The sequence below is a fragment of the Paenibacillus artemisiicola genome (assembly GCF_017652985.1).
GTDB classification, from domain to species: domain Bacteria; phylum Bacillota; class Bacilli; order Paenibacillales; family Paenibacillaceae; genus Paenibacillus_Z; species Paenibacillus_Z artemisiicola.
This window is the reverse complement of the sequence record NZ_JAGGDJ010000059.1, coordinates 1-16151: the sequence shown is the minus strand read 5'-3', so window position 1 is coordinate 16151 and position 16151 is coordinate 1. Positions and strand designations below refer to the sequence as shown.

The following is a 16151-nucleotide window of genomic DNA, read 5'->3' as shown; positions in this document are numbered from 1 at the left end:
CGTGAATCGATCACTTCTCAAAAAATCGCTTTCGCTCGCGGCGGTCTCGGTGTTGGCCGGCAGCGTCCTCTCGACGGGCCTGCCCGCGGCGCATGCCGTGCCGGGAGATAAGAGCTTCATCACCGAGGAAGGCCTGCAGGCGGTCACCCGCCTGCTGCAGGTGGCCGGACCGGAAGCCGGGGCGAACGCGACGGCGCCGGGCGAGGCGTACGTGGCCGAAGACATTAATACGATGTCCGCGGACGAAATCAACGTCATCGTGCAATTGAGCGGGCAGCCGGCGGCCGTCGGCCGCTATGCGGCCAAGCTCGGCTTCAATGCCTTGGCCGCGGAATCCACCGAGGCAAAGGTGCGGTCCGAGCAGGACGCCTTCGTTCAGCGCGCGCGGGCAAGCAGCGTAACGTTCAAGGTCGACCGCCGCTTCGATACCGTCTTGAACGGGATGGAGATCACGATCCGCGCGGACGCGATTCCGCAGCTGGCCAAGCTGCCGGGCGTGAAGGCCGTTCATAAGAACATCCGCTATTACCCGGCCGACGTGGCCGACAGCTATCAAGCGGCGGCTGCCGGAACGTCCGCGATCGATACGGTGCCGCTCGAACAGATCGGCGTCCTGCAAGCCTGGGAGCGCGGATACACGGGCAAAGGACTGAAGGTCGGCGTCATCGATACCGGCATCGACTACCTGCATCCCGATCTCGCCGGCAATTACGTCGAGGGCGGCTACGATGCCATCAATCAGGACGACGACCCGTACGAGGATTTGCCGGACGGCGATTACGAAGGCTCCTACCACGGCACGCACGTCTCCGGCACCATCGCCGGGACGGCGTCGAACCAGGCAGCCGGCCACGTGCAGAAGGGCGTCGCCTACGACGCCAAGCTGTACGCGTACAAGGTACTCGGGCCGGAGGGCGGCACGTCCGCGCAGGTCATCGACGGCATCGAGCATGCCGTTGAAGACAAGATGGACGTCATCAACCTGTCTCTCGGCAGCGACCTGGAGAAGGATCCGAACTCGCCCGACGCCATCGCGGTGAACAACGCCGTCCTGGCGGGCGTCGTCGCCGTCGTCGCGAACGGCAATGCCGGCGCGGGCAATCAATACTATTATTCCATGGGCTCGCCGGCATCGGCGCAGCTGGCCATCTCCGTCGGCGCGGTCACGAGCGAGAGCATCCGCGTCGCGGGCCGGGTGCGCAGCGAGGTCGGCACCACGGCGAACGAAGCGCACATGGACTTGATGAGCTGGACGACGGACAAGGAGAACTTCAACGAGATGTTCGGCGACGCCCCGATCAAGGGCGTGTACGTCGGGCTCGGGTCGAACGACGAATACCAGGGCCTCGCCAAGGATTACCTGGCCGACAAAATCGTCTTCATCTCCCGGGGCAATCTCACCTTCGACGAGAAGGTGAAGATCGCCGCCAAGCACGGCGCGAAGGCCGCGGTCATCTTCAACGGCAACGCGATCGATCCGAACATCAACGAACCCGATCTCTCGGAGGATATTAAGGACCGCAACGGACCGATCGGTCCGGTGGGCTTCCTCGGGGACAGCTACGATTACATCCCGACGTTCGACATGGCGGGCGATACGGGGCGCATGTTGGCCCGCGAGCTGAAGGCGCATCCGAACGAGACGCTGCTGTTCACGATGAAGAACGATTTCGAGAAGACGCCCGCGGCGGGCGACTTCATGGCGGACTTCAGCTCGAGAGGCCCGAACTCGGACGGCAATTACGGCATCAAGCCGGACCTCAGCGCGCCGGGCGTGCAGATCTTCTCGTCCGTGCCGGCCTACGGCAAAGCGAATCCGGACGCCAGCTACGACCAAGCGTACGCCAAGCTGAGCGGGACGAGCATGGCGACGCCGCACGTGGCCGGTCTCGCCCTGCTGCTCAAGCAGGCGCATCCGGCATGGACGCCGACCGACATCCGCGCGGCGCTGGCGAATACGGCCGAGGAGATCGTCGATCAGGACGGCACGCCGTACGACGTCTATTCGCAAGGCGCGGGCCGGGTCGACGTCATGAATGCGATCGATACGCGCGCGATCATCGAATCGCTGGACGAGATCACGATCTATGACGACAAGATGAGCCCGACGGTCATTCCGAGCGAGGCGAGCAGCGTCAGCTTCGGCCTGATGCAGCCGGGCGAAGAAGCGGCGAAGCCGATCCGCGTCAAGAACCTGTCGGAGGCGTCCGTGACGTACAGCGCCGAGGTCGTCCTGCATCCGTCGGTCACGTCCGACCCGCACGACCCGATTCCGACGCCGGATACCGGCAAGATCGCGGCGAAGCTGACCGGCCTCGCGGGCGATCAAGTCACGGTGGCCAAGGGCGGCGAAATCGACCTCGGCTTGACGGCGACCGTCAGTCCGCAGGCGGAGGTCGGCGTGTACGAGGGCGAAGTGCTGCTGAAGAGCGCCGGCCTTCCGTCCCTTCATCTGCCGTTCGCGATTCACGTCGGCAAAGGGTCGGAGGACAACGACTTCCCGATTCAGAACGTGACGCTCAGCAGCACGACCGTAACGAAGGACGAGCCGATCGACATCGCGGCGTCGCTCCCGCTCGGCGAGATCAACCACCTGTACGCGGCGATCTACGATCTGAACGACCAGCCGCTCGGCATCCTGGCCGAATACTACGATCTAGATGAGGACAAGGACGTCCTGAAGCCGCTCCCGTCCGACTTCGTCATCCCGGAATTCGACGGTTCGTACAACGTCGGCATCTGGTTGAACGACGGCAACAAGTACAACGAGCAGCTGCCGGAAGGGCGGTACAAAATCGTCCTGGTCGGTTCGGTCTACGACGCGAACTACAATCTCGTCGGCCAATCCGCGGCGTTCAAAACGTTCTATGTGAGCGACGGAGGGACGACCCCGCCGCCGACGCCGCCGACGGATCCGGGCTCGTATCCGAGCTTCCCGATTCAGCCTAACGACGCGGCGTACAATAAGGACGTGGCCGCATCCGTCATCGGGAAGGGCCAGACCGCCGTTGACGTCGCGGCGCAATCGAGCCTGGAAGGCGCGCAATTGTCCGTCACCGTCAACGACGCCGATCTGCAAGCGGCGCTGAAGGACGCCAAGCCGCCGGTCGCGCTGACCGTCGGCGCGGCATCCAAGGAGGCGTCCTCCGCGACGCTGACGCTGACCGCCGCGCAGGCGAAGCTGCTGAAGGACGCGGGTCTGACCGGCACGCTCGTCTTCGCCTGGAACGACGCTTCCGTCTCCCTGCCGCTGTCGGCCTTGGCTCGCGCAGCGGAAGGCGCGGACATCGTGATGACGATCAAGCAGGACGAAGGCAGCAAAGCCGAGTTCGCGAAGCAAGCGGCGGACGCGACGATTGTGGGGACGCCTTACGTCTTCGAAGCCGCCTCGGTCAGCGGCGGCACGGCTTCGCCGCTGAAGCTGAACGCGGACGAAGCCGCGGTCCGCGCGTTCCTCGTCGCCGGCGACGCGGGCACGGCCGGCGCGCTCTATCTCGAGGGCGGCAAGGTCTATCCGGTTCCGGCCGCGATGACCAAGACTGCGGGCGGCGATACGATCGCGACGATCCGGCGTCCGGGCTTCTCGGCGTATGCGGCGGCGACGCGGCATGTCGCGTTTGCCGATCTCGACAAGTCCTGGGCGAAGGAGCAGATTCAATCGCTCGCGGACAAATTCCTGCTGAACGGCACGACCGCGACGACGTTCTCGCCGAAATCGAACGTCACCCGCGCGCAGTTCGCGTCCATGCTCGTCCGGGCGCTCGGCTTGCAAGCGCAGGGTACGGCGGCGCCGTTCGGCGACGTGAAGAGCGGCGACTGGTTCGCGTCCGACGTGGCGACGGCGTACGCGGCCGGGCTCGTCACCGGAGCGGACGGCCAGTTCAAGCCGAACGCGACGATCACGCGCCAAGACTTGACGGTCATGCTGGCGCGAGCGGTCAAGCTCATCGGCCTGCAGCCATCGGGCACGGCCGGTTCGCATGCTTACGCCGATGCCGCGCAGTTCGGCGGCTACGCGAAGGACAGCATTCGCCTCGTCACGGACGCCGGCCTGATGCAGGGCGTCGAAGAGAAAGGCGGCACCTACTTCCGTCCGGCCGACGCGACGACGCGCGAAGCCGCGGCGAAGGTGCTGCACGACCTGCTGCAAGCCTCCGGGCGCATTCGTTAATGGCATGAATGGTTAAGCGAAGAAAAGGCTGCCGAGCTTGGCTCGGCAGCCTTTTCTGTGTTGTTGGGGCAGGGGGTTGGTGCCCGGGACGGGCTCGGGCCGTGAGCGAGCTGGCTGCCGAGAGCGTTCGGAGCCGCCGCCGCGGTTGGAGCGGCGGAAAGGCCGGGGGAGGCGTCGGGGCGGCGGGGGAAGCGAAGCGGCGGCCGGAGGCCGAAGGGGGCGAGAGCCGGGCCAAGTCCGCGCGTCGGGGCGGCTTACAGCGCCTCGATGATGTCGCCGGCGATCAGGCCGGCCTCCGTCGCGCGGGCGGCGGCCGCCCGGTCGCCGGCTTCGCCGTGCAGGTACACGCCGGCCGCGGCCGCTTGCTCCGCGGTCAGCCCCTGCGCGAGCAGGCCGCCGATGATGCCCGCCAGCACGTCGCCCGAGCCGCCCGTCGCCATGCCGGGATTGCCGGTCGCGTTCACGTACGCCGTCCCGTCCGGCGTCGCGACGACGGTGCGGGCGCCCTTGAGCGCGAGCGTGACGCCGTGCCGCTCGGCGAAGCGCTGCGCGAGGCCGATCCGGTCGCGCTGCACCTCGCGGACGGACAGGCCGCAGAGCCGCGCCATCTCGCCGGGATGCGGCGTCAGCACGACCGGCGCCTTGCGGCGCGGCCATGCGGCGAAGAGCTCGCCGCCGCCGCCTTGTTCGCCGGCGGCGGCCAGCATGTTCAAGGCGTCGGCGTCCGCGACCAGCGGGACGCCGTCCGCCGCTTCCCAGACGGCGCGCAGCCAGGCGCCGTCGCCCTCCCATCGGCCGAGCCCCGGGCCGATGACGAGCGCTTGCTTGCCGGCGGCCAGCGCGGCAAGCGCCTCGGGCGGCGCGGCGCGCCAATCGCCGCGCCCGTCGTCGGGCACGCCGTGCAGCATCGCTTCCGGCAGCCGCCCGGCCATGGGCAGGGCGAGCGCCTCCGGCAACGCCCAGCTGACGAGCCCGCTCCCGGCGCGCAGCGCCGCCTTCGCGGCGAGCAGCCCCGCGCCGCTCATCGCGCGCGAGCCCGCGGCGACCAGCGCGTGGCCGTACGTGCCCTTGTGCGCGTCGGCTTGGCGGCGCAGCGGCCACGCGAGGCCGAGCTTCTCGCGGAACGTTCGCTCGCCGAGCGCGAACGCGCGCACGTCCATCGCCGCGGCCAGCGCCTCCGGGATGCCGATGGGCCGCACGACGACGCGGCCGGCCGCCTCCGCGCCGGGATGCTGCAGCAGCCCGCGCTTCGCCAGCGCGAGCGCGACGGTGACGGCCGCGCGGATGCACGGCTCGGCCGTCTCGCCGGTGTCGGCGTTGAGGCCGCTCGGGATGTCGGCGGCCACGATCGGCAGCCCGCTCGCGTTCGCCGCGCGGATCAGCGCGGCGTACGGCTCCCGCGGCGCGCCGGCCGTGCCGGTGCCGAGCAGCGCGTCGACGAGGCCGTCGCAGCCGTCCCAGGCGGCGGCGCCGGCGTCCGCGAAGGCGCGCGCGGGGATGCCGAGCCGCTCGGCGATGTCGCGCTGCGCGGCCGCTTCGCCGGCCAGTTGCTCCGGCGGCACGGCGTAGACGAGCACGGCGTCGTGGCCGAGCTCCCGCAGATGCCGCGCGCAGACGAGGCCGTCGCCGCCGTTGTTGCCCTTGCCGACGAGAATCGCCCATGCGCCCCGGGGCTTGCCCGCCCCGGCGAGCAGCCGCACCGCCTCTTCGGCGATGGCCCGGCCCGCGTTCTCCATGAGCGCGAGGGCCGGAATGCCGAACTCGTCGATCGTTTGCCGGTCCAGCCGGCGCATTTCATCGGACGTGACCAGGTACATGGCAGGTCCTCCTGTCGTTTCGATTGCCGCGTTTTCATTTGCTTGCGGCTTGTTTTCCGCTTGCGCCTATTCATCTTCTTGCACGTCTTCTTCTTGCGCATCTTCTTCTAGCAGCGCGTATCAATCTCATTGTACGCTTCATAGTTCTCGTATTCGTTGTTTCGATCTTACTCTTTTACCCGGCCGGGAACAATGGGACGCGAAAGCCGCGCAACCGGGGCGGCCGAGAAAGCGCGCATCGAAAAAGCCAGCCGTCTCGGAGGCTGGCTTCATGGCGTAGCGAAGCGGAAAGCGGAAAGCGGAGCGGCGGAACCGGTGCGGAACGAGGCGGAGGAGGGGGAGCGTTGAAACGCCGGACCGGCGAGGAAGCGGGCCGTCTTACGACGCCAGCGCCTCCCGGGTAATCTGCTCGATGTCGATCGGAGACTTGGCGCCCTCGCGGACGAGATCGGGGAGGATATGGCGGAGGAAATAATCGACGCAGTGCAGGCGGATCGATTTGATTTTGATCAGCGCGTGCCGGTACATGACGATGAATTCTTTCTCGAGGTTGCCTCGCTGCAGTTCCGCGAAGGCTTCGTAGATTTGGTCGAGTTTGTCCGCGACCTCGAGGATCTGTCCTTCGACCGAGTCGTCCTTCCCTTCGCGCAGCTGCCGACGGAAGATCGGCTTGAATGCCTCGGGGATGTGCTCGTCGATGAAGTGCGCGACCATGCCTTCCTCGACCTGCTGCAGCATCGCGCGCAGCTCCAGCGAATAATGCTTCACGGGCGTCTTGATGTCGCCGATGAAGATCTCGCCGTAATCGTGGCTGCTCGTGATCTCATAGAGCTTCTTCCAGTCCACGGCGACGCCGTTGCTTTCCTCGATGTCCGCCAGCGTTTTGGCGTATTGGACGACTTTCCAGGAATGGGCGGAGACGCTGTGTTCTTGAAACTTGAACTTGCCGGGGCAGCGGATGATCCGCTCCAGATCGGTTAACGATTGAAAGTACGCATGAATGCCCATCGTTCGCAGTCCTTTCCGTGTTGAAGTCGGCGTGCGGCATAGGCTCAGTATACAGGCGAACTGTTAATGGATCGTTAACGCCGCGCGGAGGAACCGCCGATGGGGAAAATGGATATCTTTTACGTGCTTCCTTGTCCGCCTCATGCTATGATTAGGGCTATGGAACTATGATTACGGCGAGGTGGTCCTGTGACTTTAGAACTTCCCGTAGCCCATTGTCCCGGCTGCGGCGACGTGTACCGGAAGAACCTGCGGGGCTTGTGCGCGGGCTGCGCGGCGGCGGAGGACGGGCAGGTGGACGCGATCGAGCGCGCGCTGAGACGGGACCGCCGCTTGACGAACGAGCAGGCGGCCGAGCTTGCCGCGGTTCCGGCGGCGCGCATCCGGACGCTGATTCGCCGGGGCCGGCTGAAGCTGTACGCCTATCCGAACCTGGCCGACGCCTGCGACCTTTGCGGGGCGCCGATCCGGGAGGGCAAGCTGTGCGGCGGCTGCTTGAAGAACCTGCGGGTCCAAATCGCCGAAGACCGGGAGAGGCAGCTCAAGCAGAAGCGGGAGCCCATCTATTTGACGAAGCGGATATGAGACGCGGGGGCGGCGCGTTCGGCCTTGCTTAACGGCGCGAAACGTTCATGCGAAAAACAAAAAAAGGGATCTCCCCGCGGGGGGATCCCTGTTTTGCGCGTCTCAGCGCTTGCGGCTCTCGCCTACGTCCACTGCTCGATCAGCAATTGCGCGTCCGCGCCCAGCGCCGCTTTGGCGCCTTCGGAGACGTTCTTGCCCATGGCCGGGTTGTTCAGATGCTTCAGGAAATCCTGCAGATGCTTGACCGCTTGCTTCGGCTTGCCGCCGTCCAGCTGGTGCTGCGCCTGGTCGAGCGCGTTGCCGAGCTGCGGGACGAGCGGGCCGCGCAGGTCGCCGGAGGCTTGGAAGCGGGCGACGAGCCGTTTCATGGCGTCGACGCTCGTTACGACCTGGAAGCCGAACGTCTGCCGGATCGAAACGCCGGCATAATCCGTGAAGACGATCGTCGCCGTCTTAGCGCCGGTCAGCCCGGCGAAGTCCAGCTCGGCGGCCGGATGCGCAGCGTCGACCGCGTACGTGCGGCCGTCGACCGTGATCGAAGCGGACCGCACGGCCGTCAAGCCGGCCTGCAGCCGGAACGTCAGCGGCCGGTCGTCCGGAGCCGCGCCGCCCTCCGGCAGCGCCGTTCCGTTCGCTTCGAGCGCGAAGGCCGGATCGACCGGAAGCAGCACGCCGTGCGAGACGTTCCCCGCCTTATCGACCGATTTGATCGATACCGTATACGTGCCGCCGTTCTCGATGCCCGGAAGGACGGCGCTCTGGACGCCGCGCTTCGCCTCGACCATGCCGCCGACTTGCTGGCTGCCCTTCAACAAGGCAAGCTGCACCTTCTCGGCGTCGGTATCGTACGGGCCGTCCCAATACAGCTTCAATTGGTTGTCGCCGCGCACGACCTGCACGTGCGTCGCTTCGCCCGGCGCGACGTGGTCCTCCGCCGGCGGCGTCGGCGGCGTCGGCGCGTCGAATACGGCCGGATCGCCGAACGTGAATTTGTCGAGGTTGTACAGATAGTCCCCGCCTTTGAACAGCAGGAACACGATATGCTTGCCGGTGACCGGCGTCGTCACGTTCGCCGTGAACCGCTTGAACGTCTGCCAGCCGCCCGTTCCCGTCACGGTACCGGTTGCGATCAGCGGGCCGCTCAGGCTGTCGAGGCGCACCTCGATCGTGCCGCCGCCCGTGTCGCTCGCGGCGTTGACGGTGAACGCCGTCGGGCTCGCGCTGCCGAAATCGACGTAATTGTACATGGCGTACGGCCCGTTCGGCCCGTAGACGCCGGCGAGGTACGTTTGTCCGCCGCCGTTCTCCCGGCCGACGGCTACGGCGGTCGTATAGTTCTCCGCCTCCAGCTTGCCGTACGCGTCCCGCGCCTGCCCCTTCACCGTCGAGAAGGTGAACCAGTCGAGGTTGAGCGGGTAGTCGCTGCCGTTCGCGCCGCGGAATACGAGGTAGACGTCGTGAATGCCCTTGGCCCGCGTGTCGTCGAGATTGCCCATGATGTCGACCCACTTGTCCCACGTGCCCAGCGCCGGGATGTCGACCGTGCCGGCGACCGGGCCGTCCAGGCCGTCGAGCCGCACCTCGATCGTGCCGCCCTGGCTGCCGCTCGCAACGTGGAACGTCGCGCCGGCGGCGCCGGCGCCGAAGTCGATGCCGCGGTACACGGCATGCGCGCCGTTCGTAATGCCGTCGAGGAAGCCGAACTCGGCGTTCTTGCCCAGCCCCGCGGCATCGTCGTAGTTGCCGGCCTTCAGCCGGGCGTAGGCGTCCGTGCGCGTCGGATCGGTAGTCGTGAACTTGAACCAGTTCAGGTTGAACAGATATTGGTCGTTCGTCTTCGTAAAGAGCAGATAAACGTCATGCTTGCCGGTCACGACGCTCGGCTGTCCCTGATCGTCCGTCAGCAGCCCGACGGCGTCCGAGAAATTGTTCCAGCCGCCGGTGCCCTGCACGTTCAAGGTGCCGACCTTGGGGCCGTCCGGCGCGTCCAGCCGGATCTCGATGTTGCCGCCGCCGGTGGCGCTCGCCGCCCGGGCGATGAAGCCCTTGGCCCCGCCGGCGCCGAAATCGACGTTCCGGTACGCCGCGTACATGCCCGGCTGAATGCCGCCGAGCTGGATGGTCCCGTCCGTGCTGTCCTCCATCACGAAGCCGCTGCCGATGTTGTATTTCTCCGCTTCCATGCGGTTGAACGGGTTCTTGTCCGCGTAGCGCACCTGCGCCGTTCGCGGCTCCAGCACGGACAGCGCCTCGACGGCGCCGGAGGCCGACCACGATTCGTACGTGCCGGCGAGCAGCTGGCCCGCCCAGTTGCCGTCGACGACGCCGTCCGGATTGCGGTTGCTCCAGGCCGTCTCCGCGTTGAAGGCCAGCCAATCGGCCAGCTCGCCGCGCGTCTGAACGTAGGAGCCGTCGGTTTGCGGTTTCAGCGCCTCGAGCAGATAAGCCAGGTTGCGGATCAGGATCGTTTTGCCGCCCTTCAAATCGCCGTTCGGGCCTTCGAAGCGCAGCAGTCCGTTCTCGTCGATGAGGTTGCGCTTGGTGTAAGCCGCGGCCTTCACGGCATCGTCCAGATACGTCGGGTCCCCGGTCAGCCGGTACAGGCCGGAGGCCGCGCCGATGAACGTGCCTTGATTGTAGTGCGTCGCGCCGCCGGCGGTGCCGTTTGCGACCTCGAGGCGGTCGTACACCTGGCCGTTGCCGTCCGTCAGCATCGTTTTGCCCCACGTATAGATCCGGGTCGCGGCTTGCAGGTAGCGGTCGTCCTTCGTGACGTCGTACAGGAATACGGCCGCTTCGGCCGCGGGGAAGTTGATGCACGCGTTCTTGCTGTCGTGCTCGCTGTTCATCCACCAGATGCCGCCGCCCGCGAACGCGTCGTCCCACTGCGTGTCGTAGACGAAGTCGAAATAGTACTTGGCTTTCTCCAGGTAGCGCGGCTCTTGGGTGATCGCGTACGCCCGCGCGCTGGCCATCGCCCACCACATGATGTCGTCGTTGAAGTGGTTGTTCGTCCAGTCGGCGCCGTACTTGGCGACCGTGCCGTCGAAGACGTCGTCGATCTGGGTCCGGAGCTGGGCCTTCAGCGCCGGGTCGGCGGTGTGCAGGTACGCGTCCATGACCGTCTCCCACAGCTCCGCTTCCACCCAGAAGCCTTGATAGTTGTCGGCTTGCTTGGAGTTCGTCCGGAAATACTTCGCGCCGCCGTCCCAAAAAGCCGCGTTGAACGCCTTGATGGCCGTGTCGGCGTCCGAAGACGCGTAGGCGTTCGCCTTGGGAGCGGGGCCCATGGCCGCGAGGGGAGCGAGCACCAGCGAGCAGGCGGCGGCGAGCGCCAGGAACCGTAAGGATGTCGATTTGTTTCGCACCGTCATGTAACCTCCATTGCAAAAGAATTGTTTGGCTGCTTCCGCGCTGTGGATGGACCGGGTGAATTTGGGTATGAAGCGCTTTCAACAACACTATAATTCGCTCGTCAATGGGATGTCAATATATTAATGTTTGTTAAAATGATATATCATTTAATGGGGCTTGCGTTTGCATGGCGCAGGATTCCGGGCTTTCAACCCTCATCTCCTGCATGGTCCGCTCGCGGCCCGCTAATAGCCGGCGGTCGGCTTTCGCGGAGGTTCGTCCGGCGGCCGATCCGAAACAGGCATCGCTAAATCGGGCCTGTTGTGGTATAATATAAGTCTCGTATAAGAATCGGAATGCCGCGTACTTGAAAGGGCAGCAGGGCTGCTTTGTTTCGATAGGCGGCTTTTTTGAAGAGCGATAAGGAGGCTAACGCCCGTGTATAATTCCCGCAAAAGAATCCCGGTGGAGTATCCGACCGAAATGACCGCCATCTGGTCGTGCACGAAGGATGACTGCAACGGCTGGATGCGTCAGCGTTATTCGTTCGAGGATTCGCCCGTCTGCGCGCAGTGCGGGTCCCCGATGGAGGCGTCCGAGAAGGAATTGCCGATTTTGTACGATTCGGGGCTCGATCGGAAAGCCGCCGAAAAAAGTTCGAAGACGAAGGATCCTGAGCCGGATGGACCGCTCGATGACCGGACATAGGCGAGTACGCGCCCAACGTAAAAAAGACAGCTGCGCGCAGCTGTCTTTTTTGCGTGTTCGGCAGGCGTCAAGCGCTCCCGCGCATGTGCTCCGCCTTATATTGTTTGACATACCCGAAACCCATTAATTGCTTGCGATGTTCATCCCAGATCCGGAACCGCAAGGATTTCAGGCTGGACCACAGCGTAACGGGCCGGGCGCTTTGCAGCGTCGCGTTATCGTCATGCGTGCGTTCCAAATAATAATTTGGCACCCGCGGGCTCAGGTGATGAATATGGTGATACCCGATGTTTCCCGAAAACCATTGTAAAATCTTGGGTAATTTATAAAACGAGCTTCCGTGCAGGGCGGCATCGACGTAGCTCCAGTTCTCGTCCTTCTCGAAATAACTATGTTCGAACTGATGCTGGACGTAGAAGAGCCAGAAGCCGGCCACCCCCGAGACAAGGAAGATCGGCGCTTGAATGAGCACGAATGCCTGCCAGCCGACCGCCTCGCACAGCAGCGCGGCGAGAGCGGCGATGCCCAGATTCGTGATATGCGTATTCAGGCGCTCGGCGGTTTTCGCTTTTTTGCGATTAAACCGATAGTCGATCAGGAAAACGTAAATCGGACCTAAGCCGAATAGGATCAGCGGATTCCGGTAAACGCGGTAGCCGATTCGCTTGAGCAAGGGCAGGGCCACATATTCGTCGACCGTCAGCGTCCAGATATCGCCCGTTCCCCGCCGGTCCAAATTGCCGTTGGTCGCATGATGGACGGCGTGGCTGGACCGCCACCGACGAAACGGACTGAAGGTCAACATGCCCGCCAACGTACCGATGATTTCGTTTGCCGTTCGGTTCGTGAAAAACGAGCCGTGGCAGCAGTCATGGAAAATGATGAAAACCCGGACCATGAGTCCGGCGGCGACCAAGGCGATCGCGAGCGTAAGCAAGTAGGAGACGGAAAGACTTCGATACGCCCCGTACCAGAGCAAGATCAGCGGAGCGAAGGTGTTGAACAGCTGCCAGACGCTCCGCGGCAAGCTCGAGCGTTCGTAAGGGGCGAGCAATTTCCGCAAATATTTGAAACTTCCCGATATGGTCATTCAAGAACTCCTCTGCTTTAGCGAACAGCCTCATTGTATCATACCGATGCCTCGGGCGGACGAAAGGGCAGGAAGGGAAATGGAGGGGTACCGTCAGCGGGCCGCGCCGTCCTGCTGCGCGAGCAGCCCGACCGCCGCCGAGACGGCCCCGCGCAAGGCCACGAGATCCTTCGTGCTGTCCGCGTCGAGCGGGGCGCCGAACGGATTCGCCGCCGTGTAGGCCGTGGCCAGCGTCATGACGGCGGTCATCAGAAAATGCGGCGGGAACGCGCCGCCGACGCGGCCTGCCCGCTGCGCCTCCGCCAGCTCCTCGACCTTCGCGCCGTGCGCCGCGCCGCGTTCGGGGGGAACGGCGTGCTGCTGTTCCAGGTTGTACCAGGCGAGCAAGCGCATCAGATCGGGACGTGACATCCCGAAATCGAACACGCGCGCCGCGTAGCCCGGAAGGTCGTCGGGCGTGAAGGCGATGTCCTCGTACACGCGCAGCAGATGCTTCTGAAGCAGGGTGGCGAAGAGCGTCTCTTTGTTGTCGAAATAGATGTAGATCAGGTTCTTGTTGCAGCCGGCCGCCTTGGCGATGCGGTCGACCCGCGCGCCCGCGATGCCGTGCGCGGAGAATTCCGCCATGGCCGCCTCCAAGATGCGTTCTTTCGACGCCTCGGCGTTTCGCATCGTCATCAGTCCTCGCTATAGTGTCTTCGATCGGTTCCGTTATGGCACATTATATCACTTGACGGAACGGAGAGAAAAACGTATATTATTACTAACTAACCGGTTAGATATTAATAATAAAAGGAAGAAGGTCATCTTCATGACGATACGGACCTGGCTGATAACGGGCGCGAACAGCGGATTCGGCCGCCATATGACGGAGCAGCTGCTGGAGCGGGGCGACCGCGTCGCGGGCACCGTCCGCGGCATGGACGCGATGGGCGGCCTGAAGGAGCGCTACGGCGACCGGCTGTGGCTCGCCCGGCTGGACGTCACCGATACGCCGGCGATTCGCGCCGTCGTCGCGGAGGCGTTCCGGGATTTGGGCCGCATCGACGTCGTCGTGAACAACGCGGGCTACGGCTTGTTCGGCGCGGCCGAAGAATTCACGGACGACCAACTTCTCCATCAGATCGGCACGAACCTGATCGGCTCCATTCAGATGGTGCGGGCGGCGCTGCCGTTCATGAGGGCGCAGGGCGGCGGCCGGATCATCCAGCTGTCCTCGATGGGCGGCCAAGCCGCGTTTCCCGGCGGCTCGCTCTATCACGCGACCAAATGGGGCATCGAAGGCTTCATCGAAGCGACGATGCTGGACGTGGCCCCCTTCGGCATCGGCCTGACCATCGTCGAGCCCGGCGGCGCGCGCACGGACTTCCGCTACCGCAGCGCCATGCTGGGAACGAAGCTGGACGCGTACGACGCTTCGCCGGCGAGTCAGGCGCGCGGCATCATCGAGGAAGCCCAACAGCCGTCGCTCGGCGATCCCGCGAAAATGGCGGCCGTCATCATCGCGAGCGCCGATCGGCATCCGGCGCCGAAGCGGATCGTGCTCGGGAGCGACGCCTACGGGGCCGTCCGCCGGGCGCTGACCGAACGGCTCGCGTCGCTCGAGGCGCAGAAGGAGCAGGCCCAATCGACGGATGTCCGCGATCGGGCTTAAGCGGTCTTGCGGTCCGATCGGCCCTGCCGATGGCGGCTCGGCACCGGCTCGGCGCCGTTCGTTTACGCGATGGCGTGTCCCGGCCCGGCCCGTCCGTTTCCCGGAATTCGCCAGCTTGTTCGCGCGCATGCATTGCGGGCGGCCCGGGGACAATGGGGATTACGGTGCCGGCGCTGCCGGCTCCAATCCGGAGGGACGGTGACCGCATGGACAGTACCACCCGCAACGAGACGCCGCAGACCATCTCGATCCGTACCAGCGTGACCTGGCGATTGCTGCGCAGATGCTACCGGTTGATGACACGCAAATAGGCGATCGCGCAGGCGCGCATCGCCGCGATGAAGCTGCGGCCCATGTTCGGGACGCGGCTTTTTGCATGCCGTTCAAACTCGTCGCGAAGCGGGATAATCGAAAGCACGGCCAGGTATCGGCAAGGCATAACGGAAGAAATGAAGCCAACGATGGAAGGGGCGTTAACGCGGGATTGGGGAGGAGGAGGGTTCAAACGGAAGTCCGGGAGGTCCGCGGCCGGCGCGTCCCTCCCGGAATCCCGAGGTTTCGGGAAGCTAGCGGTTATTTCGGGGCGTTACTGAATCGCTTCCGCGATCGGATCGGTCACTTTGTTGACCATCTGGTTGCGGCTGATCATATGGCCGGCTTGTCCGCCGACCGCGCGTCCGAGACGGTCGCCGAGCACGCCGCCCACGACCGCGCCGAGCACGGTGCCGACGCCCGGAAGCAGCGCGCTGCCGACGACGGCGCCGTATTCGACGCCGGCCATGACGCCGACCGCGCCGGTGACGTTTTCGACCGTATGGGCCGTGTATTCCCGTTTGCCCATGTTGCCATGCTGCAGGCTGCGCGTATCTTGAATCTGGGTCATGCCACCCGAAAGAATGCCTGCCACGAGCGAGCTGCTTTGAATCATTGCAATTGCCTCCGTTTCTCGAGATCCGATTCAGGCCGTCGTAAAAAAGGCCTTCTTAGATTGTGCCCCGATTCGGATTAATGTTGCGGGCCCCGGTCGCTGGGAATGATTGTTTCGGCCGAAGCCGAGAACCTCCGCTGAACCGCCGCTCCCGCGCTTTTCGCCATATCCGTCATGTCGAGCACGCCCTCCGTGCCCTTGACCGCCCAGCGGCGGACCGTCCTTCTGGCTTCCGGCGACAGCGCCAGCAGCAAGGCAGCCCCGCCGAGCAGCAAGCCTACGCGCGATTTGATCATCTGTTGTTTCCTCCTTCATATAGGGTCGGTCGTGAATTGCGATTCGCGAACGCGTAGGCAGATTATCCCTCGTCATTCGGCGATTTATGCACGTTTTCGGCGGTGACTGCCCCCTGCATAAGCAGAATCATCCTGCGTATACTACGCTAAAACCATGCAGCCTTTACCCCGAAAGGAGCTCACCATGATCAGTCACACGCCTCACGAACCCTTTTGCCGGTCTTTGCCGGGGCGAATTCGCTTGGAATTCGCGGGACTGCAGCAGAACAAGCGGAAGGAAGCCGATTTGCGCCGGGAGCTCGCGCTGCTGCCCGGCATCGTCGCCGTCGACGCTTCCGCGGTGACCGGCCGGGTACTCATTCGGTACGACGAGCGCTTGCTCTCCGAGCCGGAGCTGCGGCGCCGGCTCGCAGAATTGGAGCGCGCGTTCGCGGAGCAGGCGGCCGCGGCGCCGGGCGAACAGGCGGCAGGGCCTAGCGCGATGGCGGCCGAGCCCGAGGCTGGGCCGCGCGCGATGGCCGGCCGGCCAGCCGGCGGGCC

The 16151-nt window shown here is 64.9% G+C and carries 12 protein-coding genes; 5 read left to right on the top strand and 7 right to left on the bottom strand.

All coding sequences use genetic code 11. The annotated features are described in order from the left end of the window. The first annotated feature begins 1 nt into the window (after position 1). Entirely contained in the window at positions 2-4171 is a 4170-nt protein-coding gene (locus I8J29_RS34330; RefSeq protein ID WP_208851036.1) for a S8 family serine peptidase, read from the top strand. A gap of 254 nt (positions 4172-4425) precedes the next feature. Here the strand turns inward: I8J29_RS34330 and I8J29_RS30265 are convergent, their stop codons facing one another. Both I8J29_RS30265 and I8J29_RS30260 read right to left on the bottom strand, forming a co-directional pair. After that, entirely contained in the window at positions 4426-5988 is a 1563-nt protein-coding gene (locus I8J29_RS30265; protein ID WP_208851035.1) for an NAD(P)H-hydrate dehydratase, read from the bottom strand. A 378-nt stretch (positions 5989-6366) separates the two neighbouring features. Continuing rightward, positions 6367-6996 carry a YfbR-like 5'-deoxynucleotidase gene (locus tag I8J29_RS30260; protein ID WP_208851034.1) on the bottom strand — a complete coding sequence of 210 codons (630 nt, stop codon included), beginning with the start codon at positions 6994-6996 and terminating at the stop codon, positions 6367-6369. 189 nt (positions 6997-7185) lie between these two features. Here I8J29_RS30260 and I8J29_RS30255 point away from each other — a divergent pair, with 189 nt between their 5' ends. Next, complete coding sequence (locus tag I8J29_RS30255) at positions 7186-7581, top strand: hypothetical protein (RefSeq protein WP_208851033.1); 396 nt, start codon at positions 7186-7188, stop codon at positions 7579-7581. 122 nt (positions 7582-7703) lie between these two features. Here I8J29_RS30255 and I8J29_RS30250 read toward each other — a convergent pair whose 3' ends face one another. After that, positions 7704-10949, bottom strand: coding sequence for a carbohydrate-binding protein (locus I8J29_RS30250; RefSeq protein WP_476703920.1), 3246 nt, complete (start codon positions 10947-10949; stop codon positions 7704-7706). A 424-nt stretch (positions 10950-11373) separates the two neighbouring features. On the opposite strand from I8J29_RS30250, the gene I8J29_RS30245 reads away from it, so the two are divergent. After that, a complete protein-coding gene (locus tag I8J29_RS30245; protein ID WP_208851031.1) occupies positions 11374-11643 on the top strand; it encodes a cold-shock protein in 270 nt (89 codons plus the stop codon). A gap of 67 nt (positions 11644-11710) precedes the next feature. Here the strand turns inward: I8J29_RS30245 and desA are convergent, their stop codons facing one another. Next, the gene (gene desA / locus I8J29_RS30240) at positions 11711-12733 is read right to left on the bottom strand and encodes a Delta(5) desaturase DesA (protein WP_208851030.1); all 1023 of its coding nucleotides are present in this window, start codon (positions 12731-12733) and stop codon (positions 11711-11713) included. A gap of 93 nt (positions 12734-12826) precedes the next feature. Then, positions 12827-13405 (bottom strand): TetR/AcrR family transcriptional regulator, encoded by a 579-nt coding sequence (locus tag I8J29_RS30235; protein WP_208851029.1) that lies wholly within the window; start codon positions 13403-13405, stop codon positions 12827-12829. Positions 13406-13544: 139 nt separating this feature from the next. On the opposite strand from I8J29_RS30235, the gene I8J29_RS30230 reads away from it, so the two are divergent. Beyond that, on the top strand, positions 13545-14387 hold the full coding sequence (locus I8J29_RS30230; protein ID WP_208851028.1) for an SDR family oxidoreductase: 843 nt from the start codon (positions 13545-13547) through the stop codon (positions 14385-14387). 586 nt (positions 14388-14973) lie between these two features. Here I8J29_RS30230 and I8J29_RS30225 read toward each other — a convergent pair. Beyond that, a complete protein-coding gene (locus I8J29_RS30225) occupies positions 14974-15315 on the bottom strand; it encodes a hypothetical protein (protein ID WP_090639938.1) in 342 nt (113 codons plus the stop codon). Positions 15316-15392: 77 nt separating this feature from the next. Beyond that, positions 15393-15611 carry a hypothetical protein gene (locus I8J29_RS30220; RefSeq protein WP_090639935.1) on the bottom strand — a complete coding sequence of 73 codons (219 nt, stop codon included), beginning with the start codon at positions 15609-15611 and terminating at the stop codon, positions 15393-15395. A gap of 241 nt (positions 15612-15852) precedes the next feature. Here I8J29_RS30220 and I8J29_RS30215 point away from each other — a divergent pair. After that, positions 15853-16151, top strand: a 299-nt coding sequence (locus tag I8J29_RS30215; protein ID WP_208851027.1) for a hypothetical protein, incomplete at its 3' end; no start/stop codon positions are given.